18 protein-coding genes are annotated in these 17104 nt (G+C 63.4%); 12 read left to right on the forward strand and 6 right to left on the reverse strand.

What is annotated here, in order from left to right; genetic code table 11:
* Positions 1 to 35 precede the first annotated feature (35 nt).
* Positions 36 to 1013, forward strand: coding sequence for a quinone oxidoreductase family protein (locus M1D78_RS20835; RefSeq protein ID WP_437421848.1), 978 nt, complete (start codon positions 36 to 38; stop codon positions 1011 to 1013).
* 12 nt (positions 1014 to 1025) lie between these two features.
* Here M1D78_RS20835 and M1D78_RS20840 read toward each other — a convergent pair whose 3' ends face one another.
* The 3 genes from M1D78_RS20840 to M1D78_RS20850 form a co-directional block, all read right to left on the reverse strand.
* Positions 1026 to 1583, reverse strand: a complete 558-nt coding sequence (locus M1D78_RS20840) for an L-threonylcarbamoyladenylate synthase (RefSeq protein WP_437421849.1) — start codon at positions 1581 to 1583, stop codon at positions 1026 to 1028.
* Positions 1584 to 1643: 60 nt separating this feature from the next.
* A complete protein-coding gene (dprA, locus tag M1D78_RS20845) occupies positions 1644 to 2744 on the reverse strand; it encodes a DNA-processing protein DprA (RefSeq protein ID WP_437421850.1) in 1101 nt (366 codons plus the stop codon).
* Positions 2745 to 2829: 85 nt separating this feature from the next.
* Positions 2830 to 3855: a LysM peptidoglycan-binding domain-containing protein gene (locus M1D78_RS20850; protein WP_437421851.1), complete on the reverse strand. Its 1026-nt coding sequence runs from the start codon at positions 3853 to 3855 to the stop codon at positions 2830 to 2832.
* Positions 3856 to 4003: 148 nt separating this feature from the next.
* Here M1D78_RS20850 and def point away from each other — a divergent pair, with 148 nt between their 5' ends.
* From def to M1D78_RS20895, 9 genes are all read left to right on the forward strand, one after another.
* The gene (def, locus tag M1D78_RS20855; protein WP_437421852.1) at positions 4004 to 4510 is read left to right on the forward strand and encodes a peptide deformylase; all 507 of its coding nucleotides are present in this window, start codon (positions 4004 to 4006) and stop codon (positions 4508 to 4510) included.
* Between the two features lie 54 nt (positions 4511 to 4564).
* Complete coding sequence (gene fmt, locus M1D78_RS20860) at positions 4565 to 5494, forward strand: methionyl-tRNA formyltransferase (protein WP_437421853.1); 930 nt, start codon at positions 4565 to 4567, stop codon at positions 5492 to 5494.
* A 5-nt stretch (positions 5495 to 5499) separates the two neighbouring features.
* Positions 5500 to 6825: a 16S rRNA (cytosine(967)-C(5))-methyltransferase RsmB gene (gene rsmB / locus M1D78_RS20865; RefSeq protein WP_437421988.1), complete on the forward strand. Its 1326-nt coding sequence runs from the start codon at positions 5500 to 5502 to the stop codon at positions 6823 to 6825.
* 52 nt (positions 6826 to 6877) lie between these two features.
* A complete protein-coding gene (gene trkA / locus M1D78_RS20870) occupies positions 6878 to 8251 on the forward strand; it encodes a Trk system potassium transporter TrkA (RefSeq protein WP_437421854.1) in 1374 nt (457 codons plus the stop codon).
* A gap of 316 nt (positions 8252 to 8567) precedes the next feature.
* A complete protein-coding gene (ehuB, locus tag M1D78_RS20875) occupies positions 8568 to 9422 on the forward strand; it encodes an ectoine/hydroxyectoine ABC transporter substrate-binding protein EhuB (protein ID WP_437421855.1) in 855 nt (284 codons plus the stop codon).
* A 217-nt stretch (positions 9423 to 9639) separates the two neighbouring features.
* On the forward strand, positions 9640 to 10299 hold the full coding sequence (ehuC, locus tag M1D78_RS20880) for an ectoine/hydroxyectoine ABC transporter permease subunit EhuC (RefSeq protein ID WP_437421856.1): 660 nt from the start codon (positions 9640 to 9642) through the stop codon (positions 10297 to 10299).
* Positions 10296 to 10955 carry an ectoine/hydroxyectoine ABC transporter permease subunit EhuD gene (gene ehuD, locus M1D78_RS20885; protein ID WP_437421857.1) on the forward strand — a complete coding sequence of 220 codons (660 nt, stop codon included), beginning with the start codon at positions 10296 to 10298 and terminating at the stop codon, positions 10953 to 10955. Before ehuC ends, ehuD begins: the two co-directional genes overlap by 4 nt.
* An 8-nt stretch (positions 10956 to 10963) precedes the next feature.
* On the forward strand, positions 10964 to 11779 hold the full coding sequence (gene ehuA, locus M1D78_RS20890) for an ectoine/hydroxyectoine ABC transporter ATP-binding protein EhuA (RefSeq protein ID WP_437421989.1): 816 nt from the start codon (positions 10964 to 10966) through the stop codon (positions 11777 to 11779).
* A gap of 11 nt (positions 11780 to 11790) precedes the next feature.
* Positions 11791 to 12099: a hypothetical protein gene (locus M1D78_RS20895; protein ID WP_437421858.1), complete on the forward strand. Its 309-nt coding sequence runs from the start codon at positions 11791 to 11793 to the stop codon at positions 12097 to 12099.
* 68 nt (positions 12100 to 12167) lie between these two features.
* Here M1D78_RS20895 and M1D78_RS20900 read toward each other — a convergent pair whose 3' ends face one another.
* The 3 genes from M1D78_RS20900 to M1D78_RS20910 are packed head-to-tail and all read right to left on the reverse strand — an operon-like array spanning position 12168 to position 13967.
* Positions 12168 to 12440, reverse strand: a complete 273-nt coding sequence (locus tag M1D78_RS20900) for a PilZ domain-containing protein (RefSeq protein ID WP_437421859.1) — start codon at positions 12438 to 12440, stop codon at positions 12168 to 12170.
* A 29-nt stretch (positions 12441 to 12469) separates the two neighbouring features.
* Positions 12470 to 13357, reverse strand: a complete 888-nt coding sequence (locus M1D78_RS20905) for a lysophospholipid acyltransferase (RefSeq protein ID WP_437421860.1) — start codon at positions 13355 to 13357, stop codon at positions 12470 to 12472.
* A 40-nt stretch (positions 13358 to 13397) separates the two neighbouring features.
* Positions 13398 to 13967, reverse strand: a complete 570-nt coding sequence (locus tag M1D78_RS20910; RefSeq protein ID WP_437421861.1) for a DNA-3-methyladenine glycosylase I — start codon at positions 13965 to 13967, stop codon at positions 13398 to 13400.
* 135 nt (positions 13968 to 14102) lie between these two features.
* Between M1D78_RS20910 and glyQ the strand changes: the two genes are divergently transcribed.
* Together glyQ and glyS are read left to right on the forward strand one after the other, a co-directional pair.
* Positions 14103 to 15050, forward strand: a complete 948-nt coding sequence (gene glyQ / locus M1D78_RS20915; protein ID WP_437421862.1) for a glycine--tRNA ligase subunit alpha — start codon at positions 14103 to 14105, stop codon at positions 15048 to 15050.
* Entirely contained in the window at positions 15047 to 17101 is a 2055-nt protein-coding gene (glyS, locus tag M1D78_RS20920) for a glycine--tRNA ligase subunit beta (protein WP_437421863.1), read from the forward strand. Before glyQ ends, glyS begins: the two co-directional genes overlap by 4 nt.
* Positions 17102 to 17104: the final 3 nt, after the last annotated feature.

Genomic DNA, 17104 nt, shown 5'->3' on the forward strand with positions numbered 1-17104 from the left:
GGATAGGCTCCTTTGCCTTCATCTCAGGAGCCGACATGTCGCAGCGCATTCAATTCAGCCAGCACGGCGAACCCGACGTTCTGGAACAAGTCGAGGTGCCCGTGCCCACCCCTGGCGCCGGGGAAGTCTGCGTGCGCAACCACGCGATTGGCCTGAATTTCATCGATACCTACTACCGCAGCGGTCTGTACGTACCGCCGAGTCTGCCCTCCGGCCTGGGCACAGAAGGCGCTGGCGTGGTCGAAGCGCTGGGTGAGGGTGTCAGCGATTTCGCGGTCGGCGATCGCGTGGCCTATGCCACCGGCCCTCTGGGCGCCTATGGCGAGCATCACTGCCTCCCGGCACGCCACCTGGTCAAGCTGCCCGACGCGATCAGCTTCGAACAGGCCGCGGCCGTCATGCTCAAGGGCCTCACCACGCAGTACCTGCTGCGCCAGGTGCATGAGCTGAAAGCCGGCGAAACGGTGCTTTTCCATGCCGCGGCGGGTGGCGTCGGCTCGATCGCCTGCCAATGGGCGAACGCCATCGGCGCGCGACTCATCGGTGTCGTGGGTTCAGCCGAAAAGGCCGAGCGGGCCAAGGCACTCGGTGCCTGGGCGACCATCGACCGAAACAGTGAAGACGTCGTCAAGCGGGTCCAGGAGCTAACCGACGGCAAAAAATGCCCGGTAGTCTACGACTCGGTCGGCAAGAGCAGCTGGGAGGTCTCACTCGATTGCGTGGCGCCGCGCGGCCTGTTGGTCAGCTTCGGCAACGCGTCGGGCGCCGTAAGCGGCGTGAACCTTGGGATCCTGGCACAAAAGGGCTCGCTGTTCGTCACCCGGCCGACGCTGGCCGGCTATGCGGATTCTGCCGAGCGGCTGCGCGCCATGGCCGACGAGCTGTTCGCAATGATCGCCAGCGGCAAGATCAAGGTTGACGTTGGGCAACGCTATCCATTGGCCGAGGCGGCCGAGGCGCAGCGCCAACTCGCCGCTGGCAAGACCACCGGCTCGACCATCTTGCTGCCCTGACGGCACCTGCGGCTAGCTGGCGCGTATCAGCTCGCCGCTGCGCAGGTCGCGGATGGTGCTGGGGTTGCGCCGCCCTCCGAGGCGGCCTCCGAGCACGGCGTCGAGCTCACCAGGGAAGTATTGCTCGACGCGCAGGCGCGTACGTGCCGAAGGGCGGCCGGCAGGGTTGGCGGACGTCGAAACCAGCGGGCCGGTGAAGTCGCAGAGACGGGCAACGAGCGGATGATCGGTGACGCGCAGGGCAACGCTGTCATGCCGGCCGGTGATCCATTCGGGCAATCGGTCACGGTGCGGAACGAGCCAGGTGTTGGGCCCCGGCCAAGTACCCGCCAGGCGGTCCAGCCAACGCTCGGGCAGGTCCTCCAGCAGGAAATCGAACTGGTCGATATGGGCGGCGACGAGGATCAGGCCCTTCTCGACGGGGCGTTCCTTGAGCGCCAGCAACCGATCGACCGCATCGCCATCCCAAGGATCACATCCGAGCCCCCACACCGCCTCGGTCGGATAGGCAATCACCCCGCCGCGCCTGACCACCCGAGCCGCCCGCTGTACACGCCAGTCCCCGACCATTTGCACCTCCGCTTGTTGACCGGCGCAGTGTACCCAAGCCCGCCGCTCGCCACAGCCGCGTCAGCCGGCGCACGCCACCCATAGCCCGTGCTCGCTGGCGACCCGGTCGTCGATCTCCAACTCGGTGAGTTCGGCCAAGACCTGCGACAGTGGTTGGCGAGCCGCTACGGCCAAGGCTTCGCTGGTCATCGGTGCCGCCCGCAGCTGAACGAGCAGGGGATGGCTCGATGCCTGTTGCACCTGCGGAGGTGCTTCGTTACTCGGCGCGCCCTGCTGCCAACCTCGCAGGGCCTGCAGCACATCCTCGACGCTTTCGACCAAGGCGGCACCTTGGCGAATCAGCTGGTGGCAGCCACGCGCGCCTGGATGATGGATCGAACCGGGAATGGCATAGACCTCGCGCCCCTGCTCGGCGGCCAGCCGGGCGGTGATCAGCGAGCCACTGGACGGACTTGCCTCGACCACCAGCACGCCCAGCGAAAGACCGCTGATAATGCGATTGCGGCGCGGAAAGTTCGCTGCCTGGGGCGCGCAATCCAGCGGCATTTCAGACACCAGCGCCCCTCCGGATTCGATGATCCGCTCGGCAAGCCCGACATGGCGGCGGGGGTACAGGCACTGCAGACCGGTGCCGAGTACCGCGATGGTCTTGCCGCCAACATCCAACGCGCCCTGGTGGGCGGCACCGTCAATGCCCAACGCCAGCCCGCTGGTAATCACGAAGCCGCCGCGCGCCAGGCTTCGGGCAAAGGCGGTGGCATTGTCCAACCCGGGTCTCGAGGCACGCCGGCTACCCACCATCGCCAGTTGCGGCTGCGCCAGAAGCGCCGGATCACCGGCGATGAACAGCAGCGGTGGTGCATCCGGCAGCTCTTCCAACAGGCCTGGATAAGTCGGGTCGTCCCACATCATCAGGTGATGGCCAGGCTGTTCCAGCCAGGTCATCGCCGCGGCGGCGCGATTACGTACGTCCGGGCTACGGCGTGGCTCGGCACAAGCGGCAGGCAGACCCAATGCACGCCAGGCGGCGGCAGGTGCGCTGAGCGCTGAAGCGGCATCGGGAAAGGCACTGAGCAGTTTGCGCAGGCGCCGAGGGCCTAGTTCGGGCAAGAGATGAAGGCGCAGTCGCGCCTCGAGTTCGGCAGGGGATACCGCAACCATTGGAAACGTTCCTTCGTGTCAAGGCGCCACATCCGTGCGGCGCAGGTATAAAGCATGAGCCCTGCAATTGCAGGGCTCATTCGACTCAGGGGTTACGCACCTTGTCCATTACCGCCAGCGACCGGGTCGCCTGGAGGACCAGCCCGTAGCTGAGCTTGTCGTAAGTGCGGAAGATCATCAGCAGGCCGGAGCGTTCGTCAGGGATCTTCACATTTTCGCCGGTCACCCGGTCGCGCACGGTTTCACCCGTCTTGTAGACGGCCAACACGTTGCCGATTTCCAGGCCGTCACGCGCACCTTTGTTCAGGGTGACCACGTCGAACTGGCCAATCTGGGTCACGCCACGTGGTACGTCGAGAATCAACCCTTCGACCTTTTCCTTCGGCTCGCTCGGCATGAAGGTCGAGTTGATCGCGCGCTCTTCATTGGGGAACAGGCGATCACCGAGGCGGGCTTCCTGAGTCACGCGGGTCAGGCGCAAGGTAGCGATGTCACCTTCGATCTCGACCAGTTCGACGCTGCCGATGTCGTCGGCATTGATGCCGAGAAACTCGCCGGAATCGGGATCGACATAGGTCTTGCCCTGGCGAAAGACACCGTAGGCGCCGACCTTCTCATCGAAACTGCCGCGGCCGTAGATCCGATCTCCGGCACCACTGATCACGCGTTCGGCATTGCCGGCGACGATGTACGGCGCGCTTTCGAACTGCTCGGCAGAATCGACGATGCGGTTGCTGAGCAAAAACGAATTGATAGCTTCCAGCGGAATGGTGCTGATGGCTTCGGCCATCGGAGTGGTGCGTACGGTCGGGGAGAGCTTGATGGTGCCGCGCGAGGCGCCCCGGTTGAGCATCAGGCGCGGCTGGCCGTCGATGTAGACCAGACTGAGCTGGTCGCCGGGATAGATGAGGTGCGGGTTTTCCACCTGAGGATTGGCGTGCCACAGTTCGGGCCACTTCCAGGGCTGGCTCAGGAACCGACCGGAAATGTCCCAGAGCGTGTCGCCCTTCACCACGGTGTATTGCTCAGGATGGCCATCCTTAAGCTCCACAGCGGCCTGAGCCATGCCGCCAACCGCCACCAGCAGCAGGGCGAGTAGTGATTTCCTCATGTGGTGAATCCCTTTATGATGTGCCTTCACGTAAAGCGCCCTAGCGCCGCAGAAACCCTTGTGGAAAGCGGCGTTAAGCCGTTTACAAGCTGCTCGGCATCTTAGCAGCGGCTTTTGACTTTATTCCATAAGTGCATCACAAACGCATATGGCAATCCTGAACATCCTTGAGTTTCCCGATCCGCGCCTGCGGACCATCGCCAAGCCGGTGGACGTGGTCGACGACGGCATTCGCCAGTTGATCGACGATATGTTCGAGACCATGTACGACGCGCCCGGTATCGGCCTGGCCGCGACGCAGGTCAATGTCCACAAGCGGGTCGTGGTAATGGATCTCTCCGAGGACAAGTCCGAACCGCGCGTCTTCATCAACCCCGAGTTCGAGTTCCTGACGGACCAGATGGACCAGTACCAGGAAGGCTGCCTGTCGGTGCCGGGTTTCTACGAAAACGTGGATCGCCCGCAGAAGGTGAAGATCAAGGCGCTCGACCGCGATGGCCAGCCCTACGAGCTTATCGCCGAAGGCCTGCTCGCCGTGTGCATCCAGCACGAATGCGATCACCTCAATGGCAAGCTGTTCGTCGATTACCTGTCCAATCTCAAGCGCGACCGGATTAAGAAGAAGCTCGAAAAGCTTCACCGCCAGCAGGCTTGAACCTCCCACTCCAAAGGCTTGCAGCAGCAAGCCTTTTTTATTGACGAGTCCCCTATGCGCATCGTTTTTGCCGGTACGCCGGAATTCGCAGCCCAGCATCTCCAGGCGCTGCTCGACGCGAAACGCGACATCGTTGCCGTCTATACCCAGCCGGACCGCCCGGCCGGGCGCGGCCAGAAGCTGATGCCGAGCCCGGTCAAGCAACTGGCGCAGAACCATGGCATACCGGTGTTCCAACCACAGACGCTGCGCGCGCCTGAGGCTCAGGCCGAGCTGGCAGCGTTGCACGCTGACCTGATGGTGGTGGTGGCCTACGGGTTAATCCTGCCGCAGGCTGTCCTCGACCTGCCGCGGCTTGGCTGCATCAACAGCCACGCCTCGCTGTTGCCGCGCTGGCGAGGTGCCGCGCCTATCCAACGAGCAATCGAGGCCGGCGACCCGGAATCGGGCGTGACGGTGATGCAGATGGAAGCGGGGCTGGATACGGGGCCGATGCTACTCAAGGTGACCACCCCCATTTCCGCCAACGATACCGGCGGCAGCCTGCACGACCGCCTCGCCACGCTTGGCGCACAGGCTGTGGTCGAAGCCGTCGCCGCGCTGGAGGCCGGCAACCTTGTCGGTCAGGTGCAGGACGATAGCTTCGCCACCTACGCACACAAGCTGAACAAGGACGAGGCGCGCCTGGACTGGAACCGGCCGGCCATCGAGCTGGAACGCCAGGTTCGGGCCTTTCATCCCTGGCCAATCTGTCATGCCAGCCTCGACGAAGCCACGCTGAAGATCCACGCCGCACGCACGGCAACGGGTAATGGCACGCCGGGACTGATCCTGACGGCGAGCAAGGACGGCCTCGAAATCGCCTGCGGGAAAGGCTCGCTCCTGCTGACACGGCTGCAGTTGCCAGGTGGCAAACCGCTGGATTTTGGTGATCTGTTCAATAGCCGACGCGACCAGTTCGCACCGGGCCAGGTGTTGGGCTGATGGCAATGAATCCACGCCTGGCTGCGGCCAGAGCTCTGGGCGTCGTGCTGTCTGGCAAGGCATCGCTGGGGAGCAGCCTGCCGGAGATGCTGACCAAGGTCGATGCACGCGACCGGGGCCTGACCCAGGACCTCGCCTTCGGCACAGCGCGCTGGCAACCACGCCTCGCCGGCCTGGCCGAGCGCCTGCTGCAGAAGCCGTTCAAGGCTGCTGATCGCGACGTCGAAGCGCTTCTGCTGGTCGGCCTTTACCAGCTGTTCCATACCCGTATCCCGCCGCACGCTGCGCTCGGCGAGACGGTCGGCTGCGCGGAGAAACTCAAGAAGCCCTGGGCCAAAGGCCTGCTTAACGCTGTTTTGCGTAAGGCGCAGCGGGAAGGCGAGGCGCTGTTCGCGGACCTCGAGCGCGACCCTGTCATCCGCTTAGCCCATCCGCGCTGGCTGCAAAAGGCCCTCAAGGCGCACTGGCCCGAACACTGGGAAGCGATCTGCGCCGCTAACAACGCGCACCCGCCAATGACGCTGCGGGTCAATCGCCGCCAAGGCACGCGCGACGCGTACCTGGCAAGGCTGCAGGACGCGGGCATCGAGGCCTATCCCACGCCCCACAGTGATGACGGTATCCGCCTGGCCGCCGCCTGCGACGTCTACCAATTACCCGGCTTCGCCGATGGGGAAGTCAGCGTGCAGGACGAAGCCGCGCAGCTCGCTGCCGGGCTGCTCGATCTGGCGCCCGGCCAACGGGTGCTGGACGCTTGCTGCGCACCGGGCGGCAAGACCTGCCACCTTCTCGAGCGCGAAGCGGGACTCGCAGAAGTCGTCGCACTCGATCTCGAACCCAAGCGGCTCGAGCGCGTGCGGGACAACCTGGCGCGGCTGCAGCTCGACGCCAACCTGATTGCCGCCGACGCCCGCAGGACCGATGCCTGGTGGGACGGCCGCAGCTTCCAGCGCATCCTGCTCGACGCACCCTGCTCGGCGACCGGAGTGATCCGCCGTCATCCGGACATCAAACTTACGCGCAAGGTCGAGGATATCCCGCCGCTCGCCGAGCTCCAAGGCGAGATGCTCGACGCACTCTGGCCGACGCTTGCGGTCGGAGGCGTGTTGCTCTACGCCACCTGCTCGGTGCTGCCGACTGAAAACCGCGACGTGATCGAGGCCTTCCTGGCGCGTACGCCCGGCGCGCGCCAGCTGGATCTGCCCGCAGGGTTCGGTGTCGTGCAACCCTACGGCCGCCAGTTGCTGCCGCAGCCGGACGGTCACGACGGGTTTTATTACGCCAAGCTGATCAAGATCGCGGCGCAACCCGGCGGGCGAACAGGACAGTGAATCAGCCTCGGCCAATAACTCGGGGCGGCAACCACCTCTCAGGAGTGATCGCGTGAAGATCATCATTCTCGGCGCAGGGCAGGTCGGCGGCACGCTCGCCGAAAACCTCGCCAGCGAAGCCAACGATATTACGGTGGTGGACACCGACGCCGATCGCCTACGCGAACTGGGCGACCGCCTCGACATCCGCACCGTGGTGGGCCGCGGCTCCTTTCCCACCGTGCTGCGGCAGGCCGGTGCGGACGACGCCGATATGCTCGTAGCCGTGACCAACAGCGACGAGACCAACATGGTCGCTTGCCAGGTCGCCTACACCCTGTTCCACACCCCGACCAAGATTGCGCGGGTGCGTGAGTCGGTTTACCTCACCCGCTCCGGGCTGTTCAGCAACGAGGCGATCCCGGTCGACGTCCTGATCAGCCCCGAACAGGTGGTGACCAACTACATCAAGCGTCTGATCGAGCATCCCGGATCGCTGCAGGTGATCGACTTCGCCGATGGCAAGGCCCAACTGGTTGCGGTACGCGCGTATTACGGCGGCCCGCTGGTCGGCCAGGAGCTGCGCCAGATCCGCAAGCACATGCCCAACGTGGATACCCGCGTCGCGGCGATCTTCCGGCGCAACCAGGCGATCCTGCCGCAGGGCGACACGGTCATCGAGGCCGATGACGAAGTGTTCTTCATTGCCGCCCGCGGGCACATTCGCGCGGTCATGAGCGAGATGCGCCGGCTCGACGACAGCTACCGCCGCATCGTGATCGCCGGTGGCGGCCACATCGGCGAGCGGCTGGCCGAAGCGATCGAGAGCCGCTATCAGGTCAAGATCATCGAGATGAACCCGGCGCGCTGCCGCTACCTGTCCGACACGCTGGACAGCACCATCATCCTGCAGGGCAGCGCGTCGGACCGCGACCTGTTGGTCGAAGAAAACATCAACGACGCGGACGTCTTCCTGGCGCTGACCAACGACGACGAAGCGAACATCATGTCGTCGCTGCTGGCCAAGCGCCTAGGCGCGCGGAAGGTCATGTGCATCATCAACAATCCCGCCTACGTGGACTTGGTGCACGGCGGCGAGATCGACATTGCCATCAGCCCGCAGCTGGCGACCATCGGCACCTTGCTGACCCACGTGCGTCGCGGCGATATCGTCAGTGCTCACTCGTTGCGCCGTGGCGCGGCAGAGGCAATCGAGGTCATCGCCCATGGGGACTCACGTTCGAGCAAAGTCGTCGGCCGCGCCATCGGCAAAGTTTCTCTGCCGCCAGGCACGACCATCGGCGCCGTGATCCGCGACGAGGAGGTGCTGATCGCTCACGACAACACGGTGATCGAGTCTGGCGACCACGTGATTCTCTTCCTTGTCGACAAGCGCCATATCCGCGACGTCGAACGCCTCTTCCAGGCTGGCCTGACCTTCTTCTGAGCCCAGCCGGCCGGTCGCCTTCGGGCGATCGGCCACTTCGTTCGGCAACGCTTCGTTGCCGCTTCGCTTTATTTCTGCCGGTTCGAGACAAATCGGCTCAGATGCCGTCTACATTTCCGTTAGGCGCTCAGCTTTTGTATGCTCGGGCAGATCGGCCGGGCGGCACCTGTCCAACCGGGGCACCGCAGCAGCGTGCGCCACGCAGGTCCGCGTCACCGTTTTTTTGCCGTGTACGGCCGAGGTACCACCCTGGCAACCGCCTCCTAGAACAAACGAATCCGACTTACGGATATCCAAGGAAAACAGGAGAGACACCATGAGGAACTTCAACATCTCACCCATCGCCCGGCTACTGATCGGTTGCACCGCCCTGATGGGCGCCACGATCAGCAGCCTGACCCAGGCCGATACCCTGGACGAGATCAAGGACAGCAGTAGCGTCCGCATCGGCTACGCCAATGAAACCCCCTTCGCTTACACCGCCACCGACGGCAGCGTCACCGGCGAATCCCCCGAAATCGTCGAAAAGATCTTCCAACGCATGGGCGTCGAGAAGATCAATCCGGTGCTCACCGAATGGGGCTCGCTGATCCCCGGCCTGCGCGCCAGCCGCTTCGACCTCATCGCAGCCGGCATGTACATCACCCCCGAGCGCTGCAAGCAGGTCCTGTTCACCGACCCGCATTACCAGTTGAAGGACACCCTCCTGGTCAAGACTGGCAACCCCAAGCAATTGCGCAGCTACGAGGACATCGCCAAGGACGAGACCGCCAAGCTCGCCATCATGTCCGGCACGGTCAACCTGAACTACGCGCGCAAAGCTGGCATCAAGGACTCGCAGATCGTGCAAGTGCCGGACACCACCTCGCAGCTGCAGGCCGTGCGCACCGGACGTGCGGATGCTGCCATCGGCACCCAGCTGACCATGAAGGGCTTAGCTGAGAAGGCAGGCGAAGGGGTCGAAGCCACTACCGATTTCAAGGACGACCCAGCCCATACCGGCTATGGCGCCCTGGCGTTCCGCCCCAAAGACAAGGCTTTGCGCGACGCGGTGAACGCCGAGCTGAAGAAGTGGCTGGGCAGCGACGAGCACCTGAAAACCGTCGAGCCCTTCGGCTTCGATCGCTCCAACATCACCAATAAGACCGCCGACGAACTCTGCGGCGCGTGACAGGCTCGTTGGGGCCTGACTGGCCGCACCGACCTGCACATGATGAACCGTCGTTCCGACAGGCCCGCTCGCAGCATATGGCGGGCCTTCGACGGCTGGCTGCGATACAGATCGCCCCGCGTGGGGCGACCCGGTCGCAGACCGCTCGCCCGACGCAGCCGCCGCACTGCTGGGCGATTCCAGCTCCACCCGATGTGGAGCCAACCGGAAAATCAAGATGAACGAACTCCTACCTCTCTTGCTACAAGGCGCCTGGGTGACCGTGCAGGTCGCCTTTTTCGGCTCACTGCTAGCGATTCTGGCTGCCTTGATCGGCGCCTTCGCCCGGCTGTCGCCCTTCGCGCCGCTGCGCTGGCTGGCAGTCGTCTACATTGAGCTGTTCCGTGGCAGCTCGCTCCTGGTGCAGCTGTTCTGGCTGTATTTCGTGCTGCCGATGCCGCCGTTCAACATCAACATGAGTGCATTCCAGGTCGCCGTGATCGGCCTTGGCCTGAACATCGGTGCGTACGGCGCCGAAGTGCTGCGCGGCGCAATTCGCTCGGTTCACGAGGGCCAATACGAGGCCTGCCTGGCTCTAAACATGACGCCCTGGCAGCGCCTGCGGCGGGTGATCCTGCCGCAGGCACTTCTGGCCGCTATTCCGCCGGGCACTAATTTGCTGATTGAGCTGTTGAAGAACACGTCGCTGGTTTCGCTGATCACCTTGTCGGACCTGGCTTTCCGAGCCCGTCAGCTCGACCAGGCGACGCTGCAGACGCTAGAAATCTTCGGCTTCGCGCTGGTCATCTACTTCGTGCTCGCGCAGCTCATCAACCTCGGGATGCGCACCCTGGAACGCCGCCTCGCCCGTGGCCGCATGCGCGGAGGTTTGTCATGAATTTTTTTGACTGGGACTTTGCGCTGCAGATCCTGCCCCGGCTGCTCGATGCCTCAATCAAGACCATCGGTATAACGCTCGCCGGCTTCTCCATTGCCATCGTGCTCGGCCTGTTTCTCGCCGTGGGGCGCCGTAGCCGCCAACGCTGGCTGGCCTGGCCGGTCACGGGGGTCATCGAGTTCATCCGCAGCACGCCGCTGCTGATCCAGGTGTACTTCCTGTTTTTCGTGCTTCCGAACTTCGGCGTGAATCTGTCCGCGTTGCAGGCAGGCATCGCTGGCATCGCGCTGCATTACGCCTGCTACACCGCCGAGGTTTATCGCGCCGGCCTGGATGCGGTGCCGCGCGCGCAATGGGAAGCGGTGACCGCGCTGAACATGAAGCCGGTGACCGCCTACCGCAAGATCATCCTGCCGCAGGCACTGCGGCCGATCATGCCGGCGCTGGGCAATTACCTGATCTCGATGCTCAAGGACACCCCCGTGCTGTCTGCCATCACCGTGGTGGAAATCATGCAGCGCGCCAAGAACATCGGTTCCGAACACTTCCGCTACCTCGAGCCGATCACCATGGTCGGCCTGTTCTTCCTCATCCTCAGTCTTGGCCTCGCCTGGTTGGTGCGGCGTCTGGAAAACCGAATGGAGCTAGCCCGATGAGTCAGTCCATGCAAGCCGGTGCGCCGGCTTCCGATACCGCCAGCGAAACGGACGTGATGGTGCAGTTCCGTGACGTGAGCAAGCACTATGGTGACCTGACGGTTCTCAATCACCTCGATCTGGACGTGCGTAACGGGGAGAAGGTCGCGATCATCGGGCCTAGCGGATCGGGCAAGTCCACCCTGCTGCGCGCGTTGATGACGTTGGAGCAGATCGACGACGGCGTGATCATGGTCGACGGTGAGCCCCTGACGCACATGCCCGACAGCCACGGTCAGCTGGTGCGCGCCAACGCCCGCCACCAGCGCCGCGTCCGTGGCAAGGTCGGCATGGTCTTTCAGAGTTTCAACCTGTTCCCGCACATGAGTACGCGGCAGAACGTGATGGAGGCGCCTGTCCAGGTGCTCGGGCTGTCCAAGGCCGAGGCGCGCGAGCGTGCCGAAGAGTTGCTGGCGATGGTGGGCCTGGACGACAAGCTCGATCACTACCCCTCGCAGCTGTCCGGTGGCCAGCAGCAGCGTGTTGCCATTGCGCGGGCGCTGGCCATGCGACCCAAGGTCATGCTGTTCGACGAGGTTACCTCGGCGCTCGATCCAGAGCTCTGCGGCGAAGTGCTCAACGTCATCCGCCGCCTCGGCGACGCTCATAGCCTGACGATGCTGATGGTGACGCACCAAATGGGCTTCGCACGCGAATTCGCCGACCGGGTTTGTTTCTTCAACGAAGGGCGAATCCACGAACAGGGGTCACCGGAAGAACTGTTCGACAATCCCCGCGAGGCCCGCACTCAGGAGTTTCTCAGCGCGGTGACGCAGGCCAGTTGACGGAGACAGTTATGCTCGAATCGCTGGAAAAGATGCTGGCTGCCGGTAAGGACAACGCCATGTTGCGTTTCGGCCTCGGTAAGGGCTACCTCGACGCTGGAGATGCACTGGCCGCTGCCCAACACTTGCAGCGCTGCGTCGAGCAGGACTCGAGCTATTCCGCCGCCTGGAAATTGCTCGGCAAGGCACACCAGGCATTAGGTGATTCTGCGGCAGCGCGCCAGGCCTGGGAGCAGGGTCTGATTGCAGCTAAGGCCCGTGGCGACAAGCAGGCGGAAAAGGAAATGCTCGTATTCCTGCGCAAATTGGACCGAGCCTGATCCCCGGTCGAGAGAACGTCAGCGAGCGGAACGAGGTGAGGGGGAGGGCCACTCAGTCTGCCCTGACCTCAATCTGCCCTGACAAAGCGCAGCCCCACCCCCTCGGCATCGACACGCATCACTTCCATTTCCAGCTCGGGCGCGGGAATCGGCAAATCCTGGACCTGGCCGCTGACTATCATGCCAGGCAGCAACTCCGTCAGCTGCGGATGCTTGACGTAGACCCCGCCGTCCGAGAGGTCACGGGTATGGGCGAAGATTTCGCCGAAGGATTCGTGGGTGATACGGATGCGGCACTTCATCGGCGCACGCGGGTGCTGTCGCTGATTCAACGTTCCCATGACTATCCCTGTGTACTGCGTTGCTAAGGTCAGTACCAGCGTGGTTCGCCGGCCGGACGTTTCTTGAACCGCTTCATCGTCCACATGTACTGGCTCGGCCAGCGACGGACATAACGCTCGATCACGCCACTCATCGCGGCGACTGCGACGTCGACGTTTTCCTCGTACATCGCGGGCGGCGCCGCTTCGAGGATCACCTTGTAGCCCGAACCGTCGTCCAGGCGCAACGCATGCAGAAAGACGCCGACTGCCTTGCCGCCGGTGAGCATGCCCGGCACGAATTTGCTTGTCAGCGCTTGAGTGCCAAGGAACGGCACGAACACGCCTGCGCCCTCGCTCGGCTCCGGATCTGCCGGTATACCGACGGCGCCGCCGCGACGCACTTCCTTGATGACACTGATGATGCCTTCGCGGGTGGAGGGCGCAACCTTGTTACCGAGCTGAACACGTTGGCGCTGGAGCAGATCATCGACGGCTTTCAGCTTTGGTGGCCGGTAGAAAATGATCGGTTTGCACTGGGCGCAATAGAAGTGATTAAGCACCTCCCAATTGCCGAGGTGGCTGGTAATGCCGACCACGCCCTTGCCGGACGCCAATGCCTGCTCCAGTACCTCAAGCCCTTCGACTTCACGGACCAGGCTCAGCGTCTTGTCGGCCGGCCATATCCAGGCGCAGGCGCTCTCGGTGAATGTCTTGCCGATCTGCTCAAGGCTCTGACCCAACAGCCGTTCACGCGCCGCGTCGTTCAGTTCGGGAAAACATTTGCCGATGTTGATCCGGGCGACCTCGCGGGAGCGGTTGGGCAGTTTCAACATCAGCCAGCCGATCAGGCTGCCAAGCCGCTGCACGATGGGCCAAGGCAGCAGCGCGAACAGGCGCAGGAAACCAACGACCAGCGCACCTTTGAACCTGTCCAAAGGACCTCTCCCTTCAATCAAAGCGGCTAGTGTAACGCCTTCACGTGGCAGGCTCGCACCCGAGCGCGAGAACCGGGTAACGGTCGCAGTCGAGGGTATGATCCATGACCATGCCGCTGGCCTGCATGAAGGCATAGCAAATGGTGGGGCCGACGAAGCCGAAGCCCGCCCGCTTCAACGCCCGGCTCATTGCCTCCGCCTCGGGCGTGACCGCCGGCACTTCGTCCTTCGAGGCGAAATGATTGATTCTGGGCTGGCCACCCACGAAGGACCACAGCCAGTCCACGGGATGCTCCAGCGCGAGCCAAGCCTGGGCGTTACGCCGAGCGGCTTCGAGCTTGCGTCGATTGCGAATGATGCCGGCGTCCAGCATCAACGCATCGATTTCGGCATCGGTCAGCTGCGCCAGGCGTGGCGCGTCGAAACCGAACAGGACGTGCCGGTATCGCTCGCGCTTGCGCAGCACGGTGATCCACGACAGCCCAGCCTGAAAACCCTCGAGCACCAGGCATTCGAACAAGGCCTGCGGGTCGCGATTCGGCACGCCCCATTCCTGATCGTGATACTGAGCATACAGGGGGTTGCTCGTGCACCAGGCGCAACGCGGCATCGTTCGGCTTCCGTGGATAGGCGGGTAGGGCACCCGGCGGTGAAACGCATGCCCAAACGCCGGGCTGGCGCCGGGTCTGGGCTGTTATCGGGTATACTCCAAGGCTTTATGTCGAAGCCCAGCACAGGTGAAATTTTGACCCAGCCTACGCCTGCCGTGCGCACCTTCCAAGACCTGATCCTCGCCCTGCAAAGCTACTGGGCAGAGCAGGGATGTGTCGTTCTGCAACCCTATGACATGGAAATGGGCGCCGGTACGTTCCACACCGCGACGTTCCTGCGCGCCATTGGTCCTGAAACGTGGAACGCCGCCTATGTGCAGCCGTCCCGCCGCCCCGCCGACGGCCGCTACGGCGAAAACCCCAATCGCCTGCAGCACTATTACCAGTTCCAGGTCGTGCTCAAGCCCAACCCAGACAATATTCAAGACTTATATCTGGAGTCGCTCCGCCGGATCGGCGTCGACACCTCCGTGCATGACGTGCGCTTCGTCGAGGATAACTGGGAGTCGCCGACGCTGGGCGCCTGGGGCCTCGGTTGGGAGGTCTGGCTGAACGGGATGGAAGTTACCCAGTTCACTTATTTCCAGCAGGTGGGCGGGATCGAGTGCTACCCCGTCACCGGCGAGATCACCTACGGCCTGGAGCGACTGGCCATGTACCTGCAGGGTGTGGATTCCGTCTACGACCTGATCTGGACCGACGGCCCCTTCGGCAAGGTCACCTATGGCGACGTGTTCCACCAGAACGAGGTGGAGCAATCGACTTACAACTTCGAGCACGCCAATGTCGACAAGCTCTTTGAACTGTTCGATTTTTACGAGGCGGAAGCCAATCGCCTGATCGCGCTGGAACTGCCATTGCCGACCTATGAAATGGTCCTGAAGGCCTCTCATACCTTCAACTTGCTGGACGCTCGGCGAGCCATCTCGGTGACGGCCCGCCAGCAATACATCCTCCGGGTTCGCGCGCTGGCGCGCTCTGTAGCGCAGAGCTACTTGCAGGCACGTGCGAGGCTCGGCTTCCCCATGGCTACTCCCGACCTGCGTGACGAAGTACTGGCCAAGCTGGAGGCAGCAGAATGAGCGCACTGGATTTCCTCGTCGAACTCGGCACCGAAGAGCTGCCACCCAAGGCGCTGGGCAAGCTGTCCGATGCCTTTCGCAGCGGCATCGAAAAAGGTTTGAAGGAGGCCGGGCTGCTGCATGCACGGGTTCAGGCGTTCGCCGCCCCACGTCGCCTGGCCGTGCTGGTCCAGAACCTCGAGAGCCAACAGCCCGATCGCAGCGTCAATCTCGATGGTCCGCCACTGCAGGCTGCATTCGATGCTGACGGTGAGCCGACCCAGGCCGCCCTTGGTTTCGCCCGTAAATGCGGCGTTGAACTCGCGGACATCGACCGTAGCGGTCCCAAACTGAAGTACAGCCGCACCATCGCCGGCGAGCCGACCACCGCGCTGTTGCCCGGCATCGTCGAAGCCGCACTCAATGATTTGCCGATTCCCAAGCGCATGCGCTGGGCGGCGCGCAAGGAAGAATTCGTCCGCCCGACCCAATGGTTGGTGATGCTGTTCGGCGATCAGGTCATCGATTGCACACTACTGGCTCAGCGGGCAGGTCGCGAATCGCGGGGCCATCGTTTCCACAGCCCAGGACCGGTACGCATCTCCAAGCCGTCCAGCTATCTGGACGACCTGCGCAGTGCTCGTGTCATCGCGGACTTCGCCGAGCGCCGCGCCATGATCGCCAAACGGGTCGACGAGCTGGCCGCCGAGCAGCAGGGCACGGCCATCGTGCCGCCGGAGCTGCTTGATGAGGTCACCGCGCTGGTCGAGTGGCCGGTGCCGCTGGTCTGCTCGTTCGAGGAGCGCTTCCTCGATGTGCCGCAGGAAGCCCTGATCAGTACCATGCAGGACAATCAAAAGTATTTCTGCCTGCTGGACACTAACGGCAAGCTGCTGCCGCGCTTCATTACCGTGGCGAACATCGAGAGTCGCGATCCAGCCCAGGTCATTGCCGGCAACGAGAAGGTGGTGCGCCCGCGTCTGACCGACGCCGAGTTCTTCTTCAAGCAGGACAAGAAGCAGAGGCTCGAAGCCTTCAATGATCGGCTCAAGAATGTGGTGTTTCAGGCGCAACTGGGCTCTGTCTACGACAAGGCCGTGCGCGTGTCCAAGCTCGCCGCGTTCATCGCCGGCAACGTACAAGGCAATTCGGACTGGGCGGCCCGTGCCGGTTTGCTCAGCAAATGCGACCTGGCCACCGAAATGGTCGGTGAGTTTCCCGAAATGCAGGGCGTGGCCGGGTATTACTACGCTCTGAACGACGGTGAACCCCAAGACGTTGCTCTCGCGCTGAACGAGCAGTACATGCCGCGCGGCGCGGGTGCCGAGCTGCCGACCACCCAAACAGGCGCGATCCTGGCGGTCGCTGACAAGCTCGACACGCTGGTAGGAATCTTCGGCATCGGCATGCTCCCCACCGGCAGCAAAGACCCCTATGCGCTGCGCCGCGCTGCGCTTGGCGTGCTGCGCATCCTCGTGGAGAAGGGGATCGATCTCGACCTGGTTCAAGCCGTCAACTTCGCTATCGCTCAATTCGGCGACCAGGTGAAGGCCGCCGGGCTGGACGAGCAGGTACTTGAATTCATCTTCGACCGCCTGCGCGCTCGCTACGAGGACGAAGGCATCGACGTTGCGTCCTACCTTTCGGTGCGCGCCGTGAAGCCTGCGTCTGCACTGGACTTCGACCAGCGCGTCCAAGCGGTGCAGGCGTTCCGCACCCTGCCCGAAGCAGAAGCCCTGGCAGCCGCGAACAAGCGCGTCTCCAACCTGCTCAGCAAGTTCGACGCCAAGCTGCCGGAAACGGTCGAACCGCGTTATTTCGATAACGCCACCGAGTTCTCGCTGTATTCGGCACTGCAACAAGCCGAACAGGCAGTGCAGCCATTGGCCGCCGCACGTCAGTACCGCGAGGCGCTCGAGCGCCTGGCTCATCTGCGCGCCCCGGTGGATGCCTTCTTCGAGGCGGTTCTGGTCAATGCCGACGATGCGTCGGTGCGTGCCAACCGTTATGCATTGTTGGCCCGGTTAAGAGGATTGTTCCTTGGCGTCGCCGATATTTCCGCACTTGGCTAAGCC

The organism is Pseudomonas sp. SA195, assembly GCF_054131565.1.